12 protein-coding genes are annotated in these 19185 nt (G+C 69.6%); 8 read left to right on the top strand and 4 right to left on the bottom strand.

The window, feature by feature from the left end; translation table 11 throughout:
- Positions 1 to 253 precede the first annotated feature (253 nt).
- The gene (locus QM721_RS04820) at positions 254 to 1075 is read left to right on the top strand and encodes an aldo/keto reductase (protein ID WP_415119523.1); all 822 of its coding nucleotides are present in this window, start codon (positions 254 to 256) and stop codon (positions 1073 to 1075) included.
- Positions 1076 to 1199: 124 nt separating this feature from the next.
- Here the strand turns inward: QM721_RS04820 and QM721_RS04815 are convergent, their stop codons facing one another.
- The gene (locus tag QM721_RS04815) at positions 1200 to 1874 is read right to left on the bottom strand and encodes a SanA/YdcF family protein (RefSeq protein ID WP_415119521.1); all 675 of its coding nucleotides are present in this window, start codon (positions 1872 to 1874) and stop codon (positions 1200 to 1202) included.
- A 328-nt stretch (positions 1875 to 2202) separates the two neighbouring features.
- On the opposite strand from QM721_RS04815, the gene QM721_RS04810 reads away from it, so the two are divergent.
- The 6 genes from QM721_RS04810 to QM721_RS04785 all read left to right on the top strand — a co-directional run bounded on the left by QM721_RS04810 (position 2203) and on the right by QM721_RS04785 (position 13619).
- Positions 2203 to 2637: a molybdenum cofactor biosynthesis protein MoaE gene (locus QM721_RS04810; RefSeq protein WP_415119519.1), complete on the top strand. Its 435-nt coding sequence runs from the start codon at positions 2203 to 2205 to the stop codon at positions 2635 to 2637.
- Between the two features lie 127 nt (positions 2638 to 2764).
- A complete protein-coding gene (locus QM721_RS04805) occupies positions 2765 to 2905 on the top strand; it encodes a hypothetical protein (RefSeq protein WP_415119517.1) in 141 nt (46 codons plus the stop codon).
- A gap of 61 nt (positions 2906 to 2966) precedes the next feature.
- Positions 2967 to 3542, top strand: a complete 576-nt coding sequence (locus QM721_RS04800; RefSeq protein WP_415119515.1) for a molybdenum cofactor guanylyltransferase — start codon at positions 2967 to 2969, stop codon at positions 3540 to 3542.
- A 318-nt stretch (positions 3543 to 3860) separates the two neighbouring features.
- The gene (locus QM721_RS04795; protein WP_415119513.1) at positions 3861 to 7856 is read left to right on the top strand and encodes a hypothetical protein; all 3996 of its coding nucleotides are present in this window, start codon (positions 3861 to 3863) and stop codon (positions 7854 to 7856) included.
- Positions 7849 to 12492, top strand: coding sequence for a hypothetical protein (locus QM721_RS04790; protein ID WP_415119511.1), 4644 nt, complete (start codon positions 7849 to 7851; stop codon positions 12490 to 12492). The genes QM721_RS04795 and QM721_RS04790 overlap by 8 nt, the downstream gene beginning before the upstream one ends.
- 104 nt (positions 12493 to 12596) lie before the next feature.
- A complete protein-coding gene (locus QM721_RS04785; RefSeq protein ID WP_415119509.1) occupies positions 12597 to 13619 on the top strand; it encodes a patatin-like phospholipase family protein in 1023 nt (340 codons plus the stop codon).
- A 49-nt stretch (positions 13620 to 13668) separates the two neighbouring features.
- Here QM721_RS04785 and QM721_RS04780 read toward each other — a convergent pair whose 3' ends face one another.
- From QM721_RS04780 to QM721_RS04770, 3 genes are all read right to left on the bottom strand, one after another.
- Entirely contained in the window at positions 13669 to 13911 is a 243-nt protein-coding gene (locus QM721_RS04780) for a MoaD/ThiS family protein (RefSeq protein WP_415119507.1), read from the bottom strand.
- Between the two features lie 2 nt (positions 13912 to 13913).
- Entirely contained in the window at positions 13914 to 14951 is a 1038-nt protein-coding gene (gene moaA, locus QM721_RS04775) for a GTP 3',8-cyclase MoaA (RefSeq protein ID WP_415119505.1), read from the bottom strand.
- Positions 14952 to 15099: 148 nt separating this feature from the next.
- Positions 15100 to 16443, bottom strand: coding sequence for a PhoH family protein (locus QM721_RS04770; protein ID WP_415119503.1), 1344 nt, complete (start codon positions 16441 to 16443; stop codon positions 15100 to 15102).
- A gap of 350 nt (positions 16444 to 16793) precedes the next feature.
- Between QM721_RS04770 and QM721_RS04765 the strand changes: the two genes are divergently transcribed.
- Positions 16794 to 19166: a TIM-barrel domain-containing protein gene (locus tag QM721_RS04765; RefSeq protein ID WP_415119501.1), complete on the top strand. Its 2373-nt coding sequence runs from the start codon at positions 16794 to 16796 to the stop codon at positions 19164 to 19166.
- Positions 19167 to 19185: the final 19 nt, after the last annotated feature.

Raw genomic sequence — 19185 nt, 5'->3', positions numbered from 1 at the left:
TGCGACAAGGGGTTTCGACGCAGCTCAACCAGCGGCAGGCGCACTGATCAGCGCCTCCTCAGGTTAGAATCTGGATTCTCAAATCAACTGCCTGGAGCGCCGCCGGAGCATGATTGACTAGCGCTTGCCTGGGGAAACGCTGATCAATCGTTGGTCGATCTTGTCGAGACCTCGCAGATGCACTGCGGTCAGGGGTTTCGACAAGCTCAACCAGCACAGTCGAGGCGACAGGCGAACCCGATCGAGGAGCATCGTGACCACACCCAGCGTGACCCTGAACGACGGCAACACCATTCCCCAGTTCGGCCTCGGCGTCTTTCTGATGCCGGCCGATCAGACCAAGCAGCATGTGCTCACCGCGCTCGAACTCGGCTACCGGCACATCGACACCGCCGCGATCTACCGCAATGAGCAGGCCGTGGGCGCAGCCATCGCAGAGTCGGGCATCGCGCGCGACGAACTGTTCATCACCACCAAGCTGTGGAACAGCCGCCAGACCGACGCCGAGGCGGCGATCGCCGAATCGCTGCAGAAGCTGGGCCTCGACCACGTCGACCTCTACCTGATTCACTGGCCGACCCCGCAGTACGACACCTATCTGCAGGCCTGGCACAGCCTGCAGAAGATTCGTGCCGATGGCCTGGCCCGGTCGATCGGCGTCTCGAATTTTCATGAGCAGCACCTGCGCCGGGTGATCGCCGAGAGCGACGTGGTGCCGGCGGTGAACCAGATCGAGGTGCACCCCAGCCTGGCCCAGTACGAACTGGTCGGCATCAACGACTCCCTGGGCATCGCCACCGAGGCCTGGAGCCCGCTGGGCCGCACCGCCGACCTGGACCACCCGGTGATCGTCCAAATCGCCGACCGGATCGGTCGCACCCCGGCCCAGGTGATTCTGCGCTGGCACGTGCAGCGTGGGCTGATCGTGTTTCCGAAGGCGTCGAGCCGGGAGCGGCTGCAGCGTAACGCCGACGTCTTCGACTTCGAACTGAGCGCCGACGACATGCTGGCCATCGACGCTCTGGACGCGGGCCACCGGGTCGGCCCCGACCCCGAGACCATGAACGTGCACTGACCGGCGCCCACGAAAGCACTGATCAGCCCAACCACTGCTGGTTGAACCTGTCGAAGCCCCTTGCCAAGGCGGCATAGCCGGGTCTCGACAGGCTCGACCAGCGAAAATCAACGCTCCCTGAGCGTCAGGCCCGGACGGCCTCGTCCACGCTCTTCTCGCGCGGCCCCAACGTGGGCTGGCGCTGGCTCAGCACGTCCCAGATCATCTTGAGGTTGGCGCCCAGCTCGCGCAGCGAGCCGTAGCTCCACGCCTCCTGGTTGGTCTTCGCCGTGTCGTCGCCCACGCCCCAGGCCTCCAAGCCGATCGCCCGGCAGGTGGCCAGCGCGCGGGGCAGGTGATAGGTCTGGCTGACCACGATGGCCCGGCTCACCCCGAAGACCTGCCGGGCCCGCACGCACGAGTCGTAGGTGTCGAAGCCGGCGTAGTCGCCGACCACTTTCTTGGCCGGTACGCCCTTCGCGATCAGGTAATCGCGCATGCCGTCGGTCTCGTTGTAGTGCCGGGTGCTGCTGTCGCCCGAGACCAGGATCGCCTTCACCTTGCCCGCTGCGAACAGTTCATGGGCCACGTCGAGGCGAGCCTGCAGATACCGAGACGGCTGCCCGTCGGCGTACACCTCGGCCCCGAGCACCAGGGCAACCGGCTGCGCGGGCACCTCGTCGACGCTCATCATCCGGTCGTCGGTGACGGCCTTGACGTACCAGGCCGGCCCGATCACCACCACGGTTCCGATCAGGGCCCCGACGACCACCAGCCGGAGAAACACCCGGCCGACCACCCACCCCCGCCGTCGAGCCATACGCCCAGGGTAGGCGTGGGCGGCCCGGCTGCCGGGTAGCCGCGCTGGAGCGGCACCCGATGGAGGCCGTTGCGCATGCGGGCCGCAGGCACTCGTCACTGCCCGCGCACCGTGCTGAGCCGTCGTCCGTTGCCCAGCGCAGGCCCTTGGCGTGTCTCCCGACCTGAAGAAATCGTTGGTCGAGCTTGCCGAGGCCTCGGTCATCGCCCTGTGGCAAGGGGTTTCGACGTGGCTTCGCTACGCCTTCGCTCGCCGGCGGCACTCATGCACACAGCGCAACGAGGCCCGACTCGACAGCCCCACCTGCGGACTCTCTAGACTGCCCGCAATGACCGAGTGGAGCGCCCGGGTGGCCAGCGCCGCGATTCGCGACGTGCCGTTGGAGGCCGACCGGCTCAGTTCGCTCGTCGACGACGAGCGGGCCGGGGCGACGGTCACCTTCGCCGGCGTCGTGCGCAACCACGACCACGGCCGGACGGTGACCGGCATCGACTACCTGGGCCACCCCAGCGCGGCAACGATCATCGCCGAGGTGGCCGTCGAGTTCGCCGGGCGCGAGGGCGTCCACGCGATCGCGGTAGAGCACCGGGTGGGCACTCTGGCGGTCGGCGAGGTGGCCGTGGTGGCCGCGGTGTCAGCCTCGCACCGGGCCGAGGCTTTCGGCACCTGCTCCGACCTGATCGACGCCGTCAAGCAACGGCTGCCGATCTGGAAGCACCAGCACTTCGCCGACGGCACGGCCGAGTGGTCCAACTGCCCCTGACCGCCGCTAGGCGGGGCTGATTCGCCCCCGGCGGGGCAGTTCGGCTGGCAGTGGATCTGCGCAGGGCAGAGTCACCCCCGGCAAGCACCGGCTGCCGGAGGCCCGTCCGGCCACGCAGGGTGGACCCATGGACACCACCACCCTTCCCGACCCGCTGCGGCAACGGCTGGCCGGCGAGCGCATCGGGTTGCTCGACGACCCACAGGGGGAAACGCTGATTCGTCGCTGGTCGAGCATGTCAAGACCTCAAACGGGGCGCTGCGGCTAGGGGTTTCGACAAGCTCAACCACCGATGGACGCGTTGATCGGTACTTCCCTAGGCTGCCGACATGAGTCGCTCTGCCATCGTGCTGGCCGGGGGCCGCTCGGCGCGCATGGGGCGCGACAAGGGAAAACTCGTGCTGCGCGGACGATCGCTGGTCGCTCACGCGGTGGCCGCCTGCCGCGATCGGGGCGGCTGCGATCACGTCGTGGTGGTGGCACCCCATCTGCCCGACGACCTGCCGCCGGGCTCGGCGCTGCTGGCGCTGGAACACCCGCCGTTCGGCGGACCGGTGGCCGGGCTGGCCGCGGGGTTGGCCGCCCTGCCCCCCGCCCAGCCCGACGGCGAGGTGCTGGTGCTGGCCTGCGACCTGCCCCGGGTGGCCGAGATCGTCTCTCTGCTGACCACCGCCGAACTCGGCACCGACGGCACCTGCCTGGTCGATTCGGGCGACGTGCCGCAGTACCTGGCCGGCCGCTATTGCCGCCGGTCCCTGACCAGTGCCCTGCCGGCCGAGGTCGACGGCGCTGCGTTGAAGTCGACGCTGTCCGGCCTCCGGTTGCGGCTGGTTCCCGCCCCCGGGCTGACCTCCGACGTCGACACCCCGGCACAGGCCGACGCCTTTGGCGTCCGGCTCGACTGAGCCGGTCGACGGCACCCCGAGCCGGCACGGCTGGCATCGAGCCGTCACTCGGACCAACAGAGACTGGGCGGCCAAGAAGCAGCGATTTTCGCTGGTCGAGCCTGTCGAGACCTTGGACACGCCGCTACGGCAGGGGGTTACGACAAGCCCAACCACCGTTGGTCGAGCCTGTCGAAACCCCTCGTGAGAGCACTCTGCTCGAGGTCTCGACACGCTCGACCAGCGAAAGATCAGCGGCTCCCTAAGCAATTCTCCCCCTGGCTGTGACCGGACTGTGAGCGCAGACTGACCGATGGTGCCGACAGTTGAGGAGTTCAGATGTCCGGACCGATCGAACCCGCCCCCGGCCGCACACTGAAGGCGACCGACAAACTGCGAGCCGAGCGCGTGCAGTCGGCCGAGGCGGCAGCGGCGAAGCGGCGCAAGCCCACACTCGACGAGCAGGTGCGGGTCGAGCCGAAACGGCGCCGGCCCATCGACGTTCCGGTGCACCACCCCGTCGAGCAACCCCTCGAAGGTCCGGTCGGACAGCAGCCGGCCGAACGTATCGCCGTGGCCGTCGACCCCCGGCGCGGCCAGGTCGAGGCGGGCCCCTCGCTGCAACGCCCGATCGGGGACCTGGTCGAGATCGACCCTCGGGTTCCGCCGCTGCGGGCCGATCCGATTCTGGTGGGGCCGGTGATCAGGTGGCCGATCCCCGAGGGCAACGCCCAGATTCCGGACGCCCCCGCCGTCACCCTCGACCACCATTTCGAGGTGATCCGCTCGGCCGACCTGGTGTCGCTGGTGGTCAGTTCCGCCGGCCTTGAACTGGCCGACGACACGCTCACGGCGGCAGCCGACGGCCCCGGCGGCCTGCTGGTGTTCACACTGCCGTTCCAGCACCTGGGCGAGCGGGCCTTCTACGAGGGCATTCCAGCGCCCGAACCGGACCCGAACAACCCCGCTGGCCCGCCGAAGCCGTCCACCGGGGCAGCCGAAACCCCTGCCTACCCCGTCGACGGCATTCCGGCCCGGGCCAGCCGGGTGGTGGTGCAGGTGCCCGCCGGGGCCACCGTCGAGGTGAGCACCACCGGCTTTCTGGACGCCCTGGCCCGGTTCACCATGGCCGTGCACCCGCTGGCCACGCCCGGCCAGGTGCGCAGCCACGCCACGCTCGCCACCCACCTGGTGAACGTGCTGGCCAATGCCGGGCTGATCCAGCAGGTGACGCAGGCCGACCAGGTGCACCAGGTGCTCGCGCTCGACACCAGCACCGGGGTTGCCCAGTTGGCCCGCACGCTCGCCCAGGTGCGCGCGACGCTGGCCGCACCCGCCGCCACATCGGTCGGCACGCTGGTGGACGACTGGCGGGTCGGCATCGACGTGCCGATCTTTCGCAACCCGGCCAAGCTGAGCCGCCCGCCCGGTGTGGGCGAGACCGCGATCGAGGCGCCCTACCGGCTCGTCATCTCGCCGGCGGCCGACAGCGGCTGGACGCACGCCCACGACCCGGTGCCCGACGGCTCCGGCACGGCCGTCGAGCTGTGGCACACCCGGCTCGGGCATCGCGGCGAAGGCACCGTCAATGAGCAGCCCGAGACGATTCGGGCGATCTGGGCCCGCGACCGCGAGAAGCACCCCAACTGGGCCAGCGCCGAGGTGCCGCCCGGCGAGGATCCGTTCCGCATGTCGCTCAACCCGCGCGACCGCAACATGCTGGTGCGCCAGACCAGTGAGACCTGGGCGAAGAACCGGGTCACGATCACCGACCCCACCCCGGTCGACGCCACCCGCCTCTACCTGTCGAGCCTGGGCGCCTGGCTCGACCTGCACGGCCTGTGGAACACCGACCCGTGGTCGAACCAGCAGATGGGCTCGATCCTGTCGTGGGACCACGAGGCACCGATGGGCCGCGACCAATACGTGCGGGTGGCCTACCCCGGGCACCTGTTCCCATTCGGCCACAAGGCCACCTTGGTCAAGGTGACCGAGCGGAAGATCAAGCCGCCCGACACCAAGGCCACCCTGTTTCAGCGCAAATTCATCGTGGTCGGCGAACCGTGGAAGACCTACGCCGCCCGCGACCTGCCGTTCACCCGGGTCGAGATCGCTCCGACCATCACGCCGATCCTGTCGCCCGAACCGTCACCGGCCGAAGAAGTCACCTGCTTCGTGGTGCAGGCCGGTGGCGGGGTATTCCAGTTCGTACTGCACTGCCTCGACATCGACGGCCACGAGGCCAAGCTGCCGACAGGCCTGGTCTGGGTTGCCGACGGTGCGGTGCGTCCGTTCCCGGCCGGCAAAGACCCGGGCACCCTATTCGCCGGCCTGGGCGAGACCAACGGCCTGGGCCAGAACATCGCATTCGTGCCCTCCGAACCCGGCGGCAAGGACACCGCCGTGCCGACCACCGCTCTCAGCTTCGTCGGCGACGACCTGCAAACCACGGCGGTGCCGCACTTGAAGGCCGCGAAGGCGTCCATTCCGGCCGTTGAGCGAATGAACCCGACCGGGCCGCAGCCGTTCAGCTATGCCGAAGCCTGGCTCAGCCACGGCTTCGAGGCAGGCAACGCCGGCCAGGTCTGGGCACAGCTGGCCAGCTCGCCGGTGCTGGGCTTCGGCCAGGGCGGGGCCTCCAGCGGCGGTGCCGGCGGGTTCGTCGCGCCGTCACTGCCGATCGCCGGCATTTCACGCGTCCAGGGGCCGGTGGGCGACGTGGCCGGGGTGGCGTCCGGCAGTTTCGACCCGATGGCCTACCTGGGGGCCGCGTTGCCCAAGCTGTTCGGGTTCGTGCCGCTGACCGCCATACTGGACGCCCTCGGGCTCAAAGACGCCCCCGCGCTGGTCACCGAGTCGCTGGCCAAGGTCGAGGCCCTGATGGCCGACCTGAACGAGTTGAAGCAGACCGTCGCCGACGCCGCCGCCCAGGCCCAGGCGGCCCTGACCCAGGCCCAGGACACCGCGAACGACCTCACCGCCCAGGGCCGGGCCGCGCTGGCCGGGGAGCTGCTGGCCAAGGCCCAAGACGCCGCCTCCAGTGCCCAGAACGTCGTCGCACCGGTGCTGACCGCCGCCGACGGGGTGCTGCAGGCGATCATCGACGCCCCCGGCGATCTGGCCAACGCGCCCGGCAGGCTGGCCGCCGCACTGAACGAGCTGGCCGGGGCACTGACCGCGGTCGAGGCCGCCGCCGCCAAGCTCACCCCACTGGCCAAGAACCGGCTGACCGCCCTCACCGCGGCGCTGCGCAGCGCGGCCACCGACGTCGGCATGGTGCAGTCGGTGGTCGACTTCGTGCAGGGCATCGCCACCGGCGTGGCGCAGGCCCGGTTCTCGTACAAGTGGCAGCCCACGCTCAAATCGTGGCCCGACGAGACCAAACCGGTTCTGAAACTGCCCAAGAACGGCTTCACCTTGGCCGTCGAGGGCCAGGCCGGCGCCAAGCCGAAGCTCGACATTCTGGCCGAATTGCGCGGCTTCGCGCTGATTCTGCCGCCGGGCGAACCGATGATGAAGCTGCCCTTCGACCACCTGAGCTTCAAGGCCGGCAGCAGCGGCAAGGTTGAGGTCGACGCCGCGGTGGGGAACATCGAGTTCGTCGGCATCTTGTCGTTCGTCGAACGCATCAAGCAGTTGATCCCACTCGACGGCTTCAGCGACCCTCCCTACGTCGACGTCGCCCCGGACGGCGTCGTGGCCGGCTTCACCCTGGAGTTGCCCAACCTGGCCATCGGCGTGTTCAGCCTGTCGAATATGTCGCTGGCCGCCGACGTCCGGGTGCCGTTCCTGGGCGACATCGTGTCGGTCGGTTTCGGCTTCTGCAGCCGGGAGCGTCCGTTCAACCTGGCCGTGTTGTGCCTGGGCGGCGGCGGCTGGTTCGGCATTCGGCTCAGCCCGCGCGGCCTGGAGGTGCTCGAACTGGGCCTCGAGGCGGGCGCGTACCTGTCGGTGAACCTGGGGGTGGCCTCGGGTTCGGTGTCGATGGCGCTCGGCATCTACCTGCGCATGGAGGCCGACAAGGGTTCGCTGACCGCCTACTTCAGGCTGCGCGGCGAGGTCGACGTACTGGGCCTGATCAGCGCCTCGATCGAGCTGTACCTGTCGCTCAGCTACGACTTCCCCAGCGGCAAGCTGGTCGGCCGGGCCGTGATCACCGTGAAGGTGAAGGTGCTCTGCTTCTCGGCTTCGGTCGAGATCTCGTGCGAACGCAAATTCGCCGGCAGCAACGGCGACCCGAGCTTCGCCGAGGTGATGGGCGTGCAACCCGACTTCACCTCACCGCTGTGGGACGAGTACTGCCTGGCCTTCGCTGAGGAGCCGAATCATGCGTGAACAGTTCACCGTCGTCGCCCTGCCCTATTCATGCAGCCCGGACGCGGACTTCCACGTCTCGTTGTTCGTCTCACCCGACATCGAGGTGGACGACCCGCGCGACACCCTGGCGGTCACCGAGGTCTTTCAGCACTGGGCCAAGGCCCTGGCGCAGGCCCGGTTCGTGCTGGAGGACCAGAACGGCGAGCTCGCCTGCGAACCACTGCTCGGTGCGATCGAGGACGGTCTGTGGGAGGAAGTTTTCCCGCCCGAGACGCCCGTGACCGCCTTCGTCACGCCGGACTGGAAGCAGCGGCCCTGGCGGACCTTTCACCCGGGCGCCACCGCTGGCATCGCCCGCATGGTGAACCTGATGGCCACCATGGTCAACGGCGTCGACGCCCCCACCGTGCAGCAATTGCCCTGGTACGGCACCGGCATCTTCGAGACCCTCGGCGGCGCGACCGGCCGCCGGCAGCTCAACCCCCTCGACCTGGTCGGACGGGTTGAGACCGGCCTCACCGAGGCGCTCGATGCCGCCACCCGCGAGGGCGTGCCGCTGGCCGAGTTCGGCACCCCCGGCCGGTATTTCGCCAACGACTCACTGCCCGACGATCTGCCGATCGGCAGCCAATTGGGTGCCAGCATGGTCGAACTGCACCGCGCCCGCCGGTTCTACTCCCACCCCGAGGAGGAAACCGACTACCAGCCGCGGCCCGACCCCGACAACCCCGGACCGCCCCCGCCCGACAAGCAGATTCCCGACTTTCACGCCCGGGTCTCACTGGTCAACGATCATGGGCCGCTGCAGCGCAGGCTCGGCCTGGTCGTCGACGTGAAGTCCGAGGCCGAGCGGCTGGCCGCTAGCGAATGGCTCCTGGGACGCATTCTGATCCCGGGCCGAGAAGATGCCACGAAGGTCGTCCGGGTTGCGGTGCGCCCGGTCGGGCGGGCCCTGGTGACCCGAGCCGAAGACGAGTCGCAGTGGATCAACGGACGGCTGCCGGTGGGCAACGTCGACTCGTTCGACCTGCTCGACCTCGACCCCGACGGTGCCGCGCTGAAGACCGAGCAGTACCTGTCGAGCTACCCGCGCACCGTCGCCGCGGCACTGCAGGGCGCTCCGGCGAACGCCGCACCGCCGGCGCTGCGCACCACCGGGTTCACCGTGGCGCGCAAGAACAACGGCGCCACCACCGCCGGGGCCATGGGCCGGCAGGGCTCGGTGCTCGACCAGGTGCGCAGCCAACCGGCGCTGCTGCCCGCACCCGACGCGCCATTGATGGCCACCGAAGACGTCATGCAGGGCGTCCGGGTCGAGGTGCACGATAACGTGACCGGGCTGTGGCGCTCACTGCACCAGGTACACGTGAAGGCGCAGGTACTGAACGGGCGGGCCCTGGAGTTCGACGACATCGCGTTCCTGCAAGAATCGGCCGCCACGCACGCCGGCAAGGACGATTCGCCGATCCATGTGCACGAGGCCGTGTTCGGGTGGGACGGGTGGAGCCTGTCGGCGGCCCGTCCGGCCCTGCCGGTGGTCAGCGAGGACGGCGTCGAGAAAGTGATCGCCACCCCGGCGCCGCCCACCGACCCGTCGACGCCGGTGCTGATCGAGCGCTGGGCTGGCCTGGGCACGCTGCCGCGGCTGCGGTTCGGCCGGCGCTACAGCTTCCGGGTCTGGGGCGTCGACCTGGCCTGCAATTCGCGGCCACACGCGATCGGTGCACCACCGCAACCCGACGTCGAACCCGCCGGCGGGGCACCGCAGGCCGAGGTGGCACCGCCGGCCGGGCCGGTGGCGGTGCAGACCGCCGACCTGACCGCCCTGCGCGACTTCCGCAGCGGGGCGTTGAGCCGACTGCGGGAGCGTCCGATCGAGGCCGCTGCGGCGGCGCAGCCGATCGAGGCCGGGCAGGGCGGTGAGGGTCTGCAACTGGCGCAGGTGCTGCCGCAGATCGTCGGCCGCCTGCAGTCGCGCCGCGGCGACGCCGTCGAGCAGCCCGTCTCGGCGCTGGCCCAGGTGCGCGACGTGCTGGCCACCGGGCTGAACGACGACAACCTGGCACCCGCCGCCACCGCCACGCTCAATCCGGACGTGATTCGCAGCGGGCTGGCTCTCGACCCCGACCTGCTGGCCGGGCCGCTGGGCACGTCGGAGGCCATCGCGGTCTCGGCCGAGTTGCCGTTCGTGCGTTGGCAACCGGTGCCCCCACCGGCCATCGTGCCGCGCCGGCTGTTCACCGAGGGCGAGTCGAACCAGGTGCTGGTGATTCGCTCCTGGGTGAGCCAGGACCCGTCGTCGCTGGCGATCTCGCTCGGCACCCCCGAGCAGTACGCGGTGGCCAATCCCGGCCGGGAGGCGACCTGCGAGCGGCAATTGGTGCCGCCCAAGACCAGCCAGCTCGAGGCCGAGCAACACGGCGCCTTCGACGCGGCCATCGCCTCGCCCGACGCCGCCGCCCGCAACCTGTGGCTGCATGCCGCGATTCGCGAGTCGGGCACCCTGTTCGATCTCGACGTGCCACGGCTGAACGACCCGGGGGTGCGCGACCCGCAGCCGGGCATCGCCCTGGTGCATGGCCCGGGCGCCTCCCCCGGGGAACTGAAGAGCCTGCCCCTGCCCCCCGGCGAGGCACCCGGCCCCGGCCAGTACGTGGTGCACGACACCGACCTGCTGCACACCCCCTACCTGCCCGACGTGCTGGCCCGCGGGTTGGGTTTCGTGTTTCCCGATGCAGGCAAGGACAAGACGATGGTGCCGCCGTTCGGCGTCGAGGGGTTCACCGCCCGCTACCCGGGCGCGCTGCCGACCGACGACCAGCCGTCCGCCTGGCCGGCCATCGACGGGTACCGGCTGGTGCTCGACGGAGCGGCCGAACTGAACGGACGGGTCGAGCCGCACCTGGTGAGGCTGTCGTTGCCGGCCGGGACCGCACTGCGGACCAAGCTGTCGTCGACCCTGACCCTCGACGACCTGGACGTGATGGCTGTCTGGCTGCAGCTACCCGAGGCCCTGCGGCAGTGGCCGGGGGTGGCGCAGGCGGCGGCCAACGGCTGGCTGTGGCCGCTCACTCCGCCCTCGGAACTCAGTCTGGTGCATGCGGTGCCGCGTCCGATCGAGGCCCCCGAACCGATCGGCTTCACGATCTATCGGGCCGCCAGCGCCACCAACGTGATGCTGCTGGGCGGGGTGCAATTGCATGGGCCGAGCAGCGACTCGCTGCTGATCGACGCCCGCTGGACCGACGTGGTCGACGACCTGTCGGACGAAAAATGGAAGGAACTGCCGAACCAACGCCAGGTGGCCGCCACGACGGCGATCGAGCCGTGGGAGGACATCGCGATTCTCACCGGCACCCACCCCGACCACACCTACGACGACGACACGATCGGGCACGTGCGCGGGCACCGGGCGGTGCACGAGTTCGGTGACACCAAACATCGGCTGGTGCATTACCGGCTGCGGGCCACCACCCGGTTCCGGGAGTACTTCGCGCCTGAGGAGCTGACGCCGCTGCCGCCGTCGCAGACCGACCCGGCACTGCCGATCGACGACGGCCGCTCGAGCGTCAGCGCCGAGATCGAGGTGCACGTGCCGAACAGCACCCTGCCGGCACCGCCGCTGGTGCATTCGGTGATTCCGCTGTTCCGCTGGGAGGACGCCAGCGAGCCCGACCAGCCGATGGCGCGCCGGCGCACCCGGCGCTCAGGGGTGCGGGTGTACCTGGAGCGGCCGTGGTTCGTCACCGGCGCCGACGAACAGATCGGGGTGGTGCTCACCGTCGGCGGCAAGCGGCCGACCACGACCTTCACCAGCCAGTGGGGCGGTGACCCGTTCTGGGCCGGCAGCGACATCGACAACTCCGACGCGGTGCGGCTCACCGACCTGCTCAGCGCGCTGGGCCTCGACGACTACGACTCGGTGGCGGGGCCGTCGGGCCGGCCGCAGGTCTACCCGTCGGCGGACGACCCGAACGTGCAGGTGATGGTGGTGCCGTACCGTCCGCAGTACAACCTGGAGCGACGCAAGTGGTTCGTCGACATCGGCTTTCCGGCCAGGTTCTGGCCGTTCGTGCAGTTGTCGCTGGTGCGCTACCAGCCCTACAGCGTGCCCGGCCGGCACCTGTCGAAGCCCGTGCGCTGCGACTATGTGCAGATCGTGCCGGAACGCACCGCCTCGGTCAGCCGCACCAGCGAAAACCGGGTGCGGGTGCTGGTCTCAGGCCCGGTCGGCTACCACGACGCCACCCCGTCGCTGGTCGGCGCGCGGCCGGTCAGCACCGTCGGCATCAGCGCTGCTGAGCGAGCGCTGGCCGGGGTGGCCGCAGTGGGCGCGAACCGGGTGCTGCGAGCCAAACTGCAAACCCGCGACCCCGGCGCCACGAGCGACTTGGCCTGGACGACGGTGCAGGTGACCGACCTGATCGTGCGCGGCTACGCCGGCTCGCTGGCGAACCTGGTCTGGACCGGCGAACTGGACGTGCCCGAGGGGCTGCCGTTCGTTCGTCCGACCACCCCGGGCACGCACCGGGTGCGGATCGAGGAATGGGAGACCTTCGTCGGCGACCCGGCGAACCTCGGCGACCCACACAGCCCCCCGACCCGGGAGAACCGGCTGATCTATGCCGACGAGTTCGAACTGGGCACCCCCTAGCTCGAGACGAGGACGGTTCAGGGGACGGTTCCACACGGTTCAGGGGAGCGGCCCTCCTTTGCTGCGGCTTGCCGCTGAGGACGTCCGCGCAGCACAGTTGAGACATGAACGCCCACCCGTTCCGCGTGTTGTGCATCGACGGCGGCGGTGTGCGCGGACACCTCCCTGCCCTGCTCCTCGCCGAGATCGAGCGACGAGCCGGACGACCCGCTGACGAGCTCTTCGACCTGATCGTGGGCACCTCCACCGGCGGCATCATCGGCATCGGCGTCGCGATCGGTATCGAGGCCTGCGAGTTGGCCCAGTTCTACCCACGAGTCGGACGACGCATCTTCGGCGGCAGCCACGCCGGTATACCGCAGTCGAAGCGTCTGTTCGGCAGTGTTGCCGACCTGGCCGAGCGCTTGGACCGCGCGTCTCGGCACATCGGTGCGTCGTTCGGCGGCAACCCCGCGATGGACGGCAATTCCAAGCATCGGCCGGACGGCCTGGAAGCAGTGCTGCGCGAGGTGTTCGGCGATCTTCGCCTGGCCCAGGTCACCACTCCCCTGGCCATCACCACCTTCGATACCGCTGCCGCTATGCCAGTCGTGCTGGCCAGTCGAGACGCGGTGGCCGACCCGATGTTCGACCTGACCCTGCGCGATGTCGCCCGCGCCACCTGTGCTGCACCGACGTTCTTTCCACCGGCCACCATCACCTGGGGCGGCGCCCAGCGCAGCTTCGTCGACGGCGGCATGTGGGCCAATAACCCGGCTGCGGTTGGCCTGTCCGAGGCGCTTGCCCTCACCGGCGGACGGGCGTCCGCCGATACGATCTGCCTGGTGTCGCTCGGCACCGGCGCTGCTCCTGGCAGCTCGCTGCTCGATCAGAACGGCACCTGGCTGGGAGCCGCCCACGACCTGGCCGGCCTGGCCACCAGCGTGTGGGCCGGTGAGTTGCTGGCCCGCCGCGCCCTTGCTGCGTCCAGGTTCCATCGCTTCCAGGTCGTGGACGCCCGTCTCGCCGGCGCCATGGACGACCCGAGTCGCGAGCGGCTCGACGCTCTCGGCCGGGCCGCGCAGCAACTGATCACCGACCGCTCCGACGACCTGGACGCCGCGATCGCTCAACTCACCTCTGGGTGAACGATCCGTGATCGACCCATCGGCGGCACCGGTGGCCCTGCACGCTGGGCTAGCCCCCGGCGAAGGGCGGCAGTACGTCCACCTGAGATTCCGGGCCGATGTACTCGCTGCGCTCGTGCACGGGGCGTCCGTCGATCAGCAGGGTGGATACCGCCAGCACCTTGGCCAGCCGCTCCCGGTCGGCGCCGAGCTGCTCGACGAGCTCGGCGACGGTGACGTCGAAGTCCGGCTCGAATGATTCTTCGGGCACACCCGCAGCCTCGGCCGCGCCGGCGAAATAGCGAATCCTCACGGTCAACCTCCGATGGCGCTCATGGTTCGATCTGGTGGCACAAAGCCGGGTTCGCCGATGCCGTGCGCGACGGCCTTGCGGCCGTGCGCGCCGGCCCACAGCTCGGCGAGTTCGAGGTCGGACGCCCCGGCCCGCAGCGGTCCGCGCAGGTCGGTCTCGGTGCGCGAGAACAGGCAGGTGCGCAACTGGCCGTCGGCAGTGATTCGGGTGCGGTCGCAGGCGGCGCAGAACGGTGCCGTCACCGACGGGATCACGCCGATCAGTCCGCCCGGCTGGGTGCCGTCGGGTGCGATCTGCCACAGCTCGGCCGGAGCGGCGCCACGAGGTTCGGCGGCCGGCGTCAGCTCGAACCGCTCGCCCAGCAGGGCGAGGATTTCGGCCTGGGCGACCAGGGTGGCTCGGTCCCAGACGTGCTGGGGGCCCAGCGGCATGTGCTCGATGTAGCGCAACTGGTAGCCGCGCTCGAGGCAGAACTGCGCCAGCGGCACGACGTCGCGTTCGTTGTGATCGCGCATGATCACCGCATTCACCTTCACCGGCAGCGCTCCGGCGGCCTCGGCGGCGGCCAGGCCGGACAGTACGGCGGGCAGCCGGTCGCGGCGGGCCAGCGCGGCGTAGCGCTCCCGATCGAGTGAGTCCAGGGACACGTTCACCCGGCCCAAACCTGCCGCAACCAGGCCTGATACGCGCTTGTCGAGGCCGATGCCGTTGGTCGTGAGCGAGAGTTCGGGGGTGTCGCCGGCGTGGGTACGCAACTGCTTCGCGCCGGCGATGATGCTTTCCAGCGAGCGCCGCAGCAGGGGCTCGCCACCGGTGAAACGAATCTTGGTGACCCCCAACTGCCGCACTGCCACCCCCAGCACCCGCAGCACCTCGGCATCGCTCAACACCTCGTCGGTGGGCAGCCAAGGCAGGCCCTCGGCGGGCATGCAGTAGCCGCAGCGCAAGTTGCACCGATCGGTCAGCGAGACCCGCAGGTCGGTGGCGACGCGCCCATGCGCGTCGGCCAGCCGCAGCGGAACCCGCACCCCCACCGTCATGCGCACACGGTACGCGAGGCCGCGGCGGCCGACCGCTCGGCGTCCACGGGTGGCTGCCGCCCAAGGCTTCGACGTTGAGGATCAACCAACGATGGTTTCGACACGCTCAACCAACGCTGGGGCCCGCGATCAGCGGGTGCCGCTCGGCTCAGATGCCGACGTCCTCGAGCAGGTCGGTGACCAGTGCCGCGATCGGAGAGCGTTCCGAGCGGGTCAGCGTCACATGGGCGAACAGCGGATGGCCCTTGAGCTTCTCGACCACCGCGACGACGCCGTCATGCCGTCCGACCCGCAGGTTGTCACGTTGTGCCACGTCGTGGGTGAGCACGACCCGCGAGTTCTGCCCGATCCGCGACAGCACGGTGAGCAGCACGTTGCGCTCCAGCGACTGCGCCTCGTCGACGATCACGAACGCGTCGTGCAGCGACCGGCCGCGAATGTGGGTCAGCGGCAGCACCTCGAGCAAATCGCGGGCCAGCACCTCGTCGATCACGTTGCGGTTGGTCACCGAGCCCAGGGTGTCGAACACCGCCTGCGCCCACGGCGACATCTTCTCGCCCTCGCTGCCGGGCAGGTAGCCGAGCTCTTGGCCACCCACAGCGTACAGCGGACGAAATACGATCACCTTGGCGTGCTGCTGCCGCTCCAGCACCGATTCGAGGCCCGCACACAACGCCAGGGCCGACTTGCCGGTGCCGGCCTTGCCGCCCAGCGACACGATGCCGACGGACGGGTCGAGCAACAGGTCGAGCGCCACCCGCTGTTCGGCGGAGCGGCCGTGAATGCCGAAGCAATCGCGCTCGCCGCGGACCAGCTTGACGCTGCCGTCGGGCAGCACCCGGCCCAGCGCCGACGAGCCGGACGCGTGCAGCACCACCCCGCTGTGGCAGGGCAGGTCGAGGGCTTCGGGCACGATGGCGGTGCCGTTGGCGTAGAGGCCGTCGACGCTGGCCGGCGCCACCTCGACCTCGGCCATGCCGGTCCAGCCCGAGTCTGGCGGCAACTCGTACAGGTACTCCTCGGCTGCCAGCCCGACCGCCGACGCCTTGACCCGCAGCGGCACGTCCTTGCTGACCAGCACCACGTCACGGCCCTCGGCGGAGTAGTTCAGCGCGACCGCCAGAATGCGCGAGTCGTTGTCGCCGAGCCTGAAGCCGTGCGGCAACACGGTCTGGTCGGAGTGGTTCAGCTCCACGTGCAGGGTTCCGCCGGAGTCGTTGACGCTGAGCGGCAGGTCGAGCCGTCCGTTGGCGATGCGCAGCTCGTCGAGGTAGCGCAGGGCGGTGCGGGCGAAGAAGCCGAGTTCGGGGTGCTGACGTTTGGCCTCAAGCTCGGTGACCACCACGATCGGCACGATCACCTCGTGCTCGTCGAAGTTGCGCAGGGCATGCGGATCGCTGAGCAGCACGGAGGTGTCGATCACATAGGTGCGCACGGCGGTCGCGTGATCGACGCGAGTGGTTCTACGGGTAGACCGAGTGGTTTCGGGCACGTGCGCTCCTGTTCGTTCGGGCCGCACGCTGCACCGGCGCCGGCCGCCAGTGCTGATCAGCCGGAGAGGGTTGGGCCCGGTGCGGGCCCGCGGGTTCGACCGGTCAGGGTCAAACAGCGCATCGTTTCCTCCTGGACGGCCGCCGTGGGGTGACCGTGTCTGCACTGTAAGCCGGGCGCGGGCCGATGGCGGTTGCACGCGCAGCGCGTGTCGCCGTCGTCACGCAATATTCACGATGGGTGCGCGTCGCAGCGACCGACGAGGCACAGAGATTCCCTAGGGCGTGCTGGGACGACGTCCAGCCGACTTCGCCTACCTGCGGAATCTCGTAACCCTCTAGGGTGTCTGGCATGACGTTGCCCGAGCATCTGATCATGCCCACAACGCCGCAGGCACCCGCAGAGTCGCAGGTGCGAGGCGATAACTACCGCATCACCGTGCTGAGCCCCGCTCTGTTTCGGCTGGAGTATTGCGAGAGCGGCCAGTTCGAAGACCGCGCCACCCAACTGGTGGTCAACCGGCAGTTCGAACCGGTCGACTTCACGGTGCGCCGCACCAAGCACGGCATCGAGATCGCCACGCAGGGCGTGCACCTGAGCTACGACGAGAAGCCGTTCAGCCCGGGCGGACTGTTCGCCCACCTGGCCGGCGGAACCGGTCACCGCCGCACCTGGCGCTACGGCGAACAGCAGGAACTCTGGGGCGGCGGCAGCGCGAATCTGGGCGGTACCGCACGCACCCTCGACGAGGTGGACGGCCCCACCCCGCTGGAGAACGGGGTGCTCAGCGTCGCAGGCTCGGCGATGCTCGACGACAGCGCCACCATGGCGCTCACCGTCGACGGCTGGGTGGCCCCGCGCACCCCCGGCGCAACCGATGTTTACCTGTTCGCCCACGGCGCCGACTACCAGCAGGCCCTGGACGACTTCTACCGGCTCACCGGTTCACAGCCGCTGCTGCCCCGCTGGGCATTCGGCAACTGGTGGAGCCGCTACCACCCCTACACCGATGCCGAGTATCGCGGCCTGATGGAGCGTTTCGCCGCGCAGGGGGTGCCGTTCAGCGTCGCGGTGATCGACATGGACTGGCACCTGGTCGACGTGCCGCCGCAGTACGGCACCGGCTGGACCGGCTACACCTGGAACCGCGAGCTGTTCCCCGATCCGCAGGAGTTTCTGGCCTGGTTGCACGAACGCGGTCTCAAGGTGGCACTCAACGTGCACCCCGCCGACGGCGTCCGGGCGTTCGAAGAGGCGTACCCGCGCATGGCAGAGGCGCTGGGCATCGACCCGGCCACCGAGCAGCCGGTCGACTTCGACATCGCCGACGAGGCGTTTCTGCGTGCCTATTTCGAGCAGTTGCACCACCCCCTCGAAGACCAGGGGGTCGACTTCTGGTGGCTCGACTGGCAGCAGGGCACGCACACCTCGGTTGCCGGACTCGACCCGCTGTGGCTGCTCAACCACTTTCATTTTCTCGACAGCGCACGGCGCGGGGAGCGTCCGGTCACCTTCTCGCGCTACGCCGGCCCGGGCTCGCACCGCTACCCGGTCGGGTTCTCGGGCGACACGATCAACAGTTGGCCCAGCCTGCACTTTCAGCCCGAGTTCACCGCCACCGCCTCGAATATCGGCTTCGGCTGGTGGAGTCACGACATCGGCGGCCACATGTTCGGCTACCGCGACAACGAGCTGGTCACCCGCTGGTACCAGTTGGGCACGTTCTCGCCGATCAACCGGCTGCACTCCACGCTGAGCCCCTTTCAGGGCAAGGAACCGTGGAATTTCCCGGAGCCGTACGACGGCGTGATGGTGGAGTACCTGCGGTTGCGGCACCGGCTGGTGCCCTACCTGTACACGATGAATGAGCGGGCCAACCGCACCGGGCAGTCCCTGTGCCGTCCGCTGTACCACGAGAGCCAGGTGGGCGACCTGGTTGAGCCGCGCAACTTCGGGTCGCGCAATACCTATTTTTTCGGCACCGAGTTGCTGGTGGTGCCGATCACCTCGCCCGCGGACGCCGGCACCGGGCTGGGCGCGGCGTCGTCGTGGCTGCCGGCCGGCCGCTGGACCGACTTCTTCACCGGGGTCAGCTACGCGGGCGGGCGTGACGTGCAGTTGCACCGCCGGCTGGGCGAATACCCGGTGCTGGCCCGCGACGGCGCGATCGTGCCGTTGACCGGCCCGGACGAGCTGGGCATCGGCAACCCGGCATCGTTTGAGGTGCATGTGTTTGCCGGCGCCGACGGTGAGTTCATCGTGTACGAAGACGACGACGCCGCGAACCCGCGGGCCGTGCGCACCCGGCTGACCTGGAACGATGCCGAGGGACTGTTCAGCGTGGGTGCCGCGCAAGGCGAGCTGGCTGTGGTGCCGTCGGTTCGGTCGTGGACGGTGGTCGTGCACGGCGTTGGCGAGGCCACAGTCGATCAAGGGGTTGCCAGCGCCGGGCCTACCGGCCTGCGGATCGACCTGGGCGCGGTGGCCACCTCCTCGGGGGCGAGCGTCCGGCTGTCGCAACGACTGCCGGTGACCCACCCGACGACACGCGATCGGCTGTTCGAGGTGTTGCGCAGCACCCAGGGCGAGTACCTGACCAAAGACCGGGCCTGGGCGGCGATCCAGCAGATGGGGGACTCCCTGGAGCTGGTTCGCCGGCTGGACGGCATCGACCTGCCCGACCCGCTGCGGGCCGCGCTGTACGAGTTGCTGCTGGCGCAGTAGCCGCTGGTTGAGCTAGTCG

The organism is Micropruina sp. (assembly GCF_047602085.1).
GTDB lineage: Bacteria > Actinomycetota > Actinomycetes > Propionibacteriales > Propionibacteriaceae > Micropruina.
Note: the sequence above shows the minus strand (reverse complement) of the source record. Positions and strands in the feature narration are given on the sequence as shown.

Bases quoted from the DNA above. Each gene is read 5' to 3' on its own strand.
- QM721_RS04800 (WP_415119515.1), top strand. From the start codon at position 2,967: ATGAGTCGCTCTGCCATCGTGCTGGCCGGGGGCCGCTCGGCGCGCATG.
- QM721_RS04790 (WP_415119511.1), top strand. From the start codon at position 7,849: ATGCGTGAACAGTTCACCGTCGTCGCCCTGCCCTATTCATGCAGCCCG.
- QM721_RS04795 (WP_415119513.1), top strand. From the start codon at position 3,861: ATGTCCGGACCGATCGAACCCGCCCCCGGCCGCACACTGAAGGCGACC.
- QM721_RS04805 (WP_415119517.1), top strand. From the start codon at position 2,765: ATGGACACCACCACCCTTCCCGACCCGCTGCGGCAACGGCTGGCCGGC.
- QM721_RS04810 (WP_415119519.1), top strand. From the start codon at position 2,203: ATGACCGAGTGGAGCGCCCGGGTGGCCAGCGCCGCGATTCGCGACGTG.
- QM721_RS04765 (WP_415119501.1), top strand. From the start codon at position 16,794: ATGACGTTGCCCGAGCATCTGATCATGCCCACAACGCCGCAGGCACCC.
- QM721_RS04785 (WP_415119509.1), top strand. From the start codon at position 12,597: ATGAACGCCCACCCGTTCCGCGTGTTGTGCATCGACGGCGGCGGTGTG.
- moaA (WP_415119505.1), bottom strand. From the start codon at position 14,951: ATGACGGTGGGGGTGCGGGTTCCGCTGCGGCTGGCCGACGCGCATGGG.
- QM721_RS04815 (WP_415119521.1), bottom strand. From the start codon at position 1,874: ATGGCTCGACGGCGGGGGTGGGTGGTCGGCCGGGTGTTTCTCCGGCTG.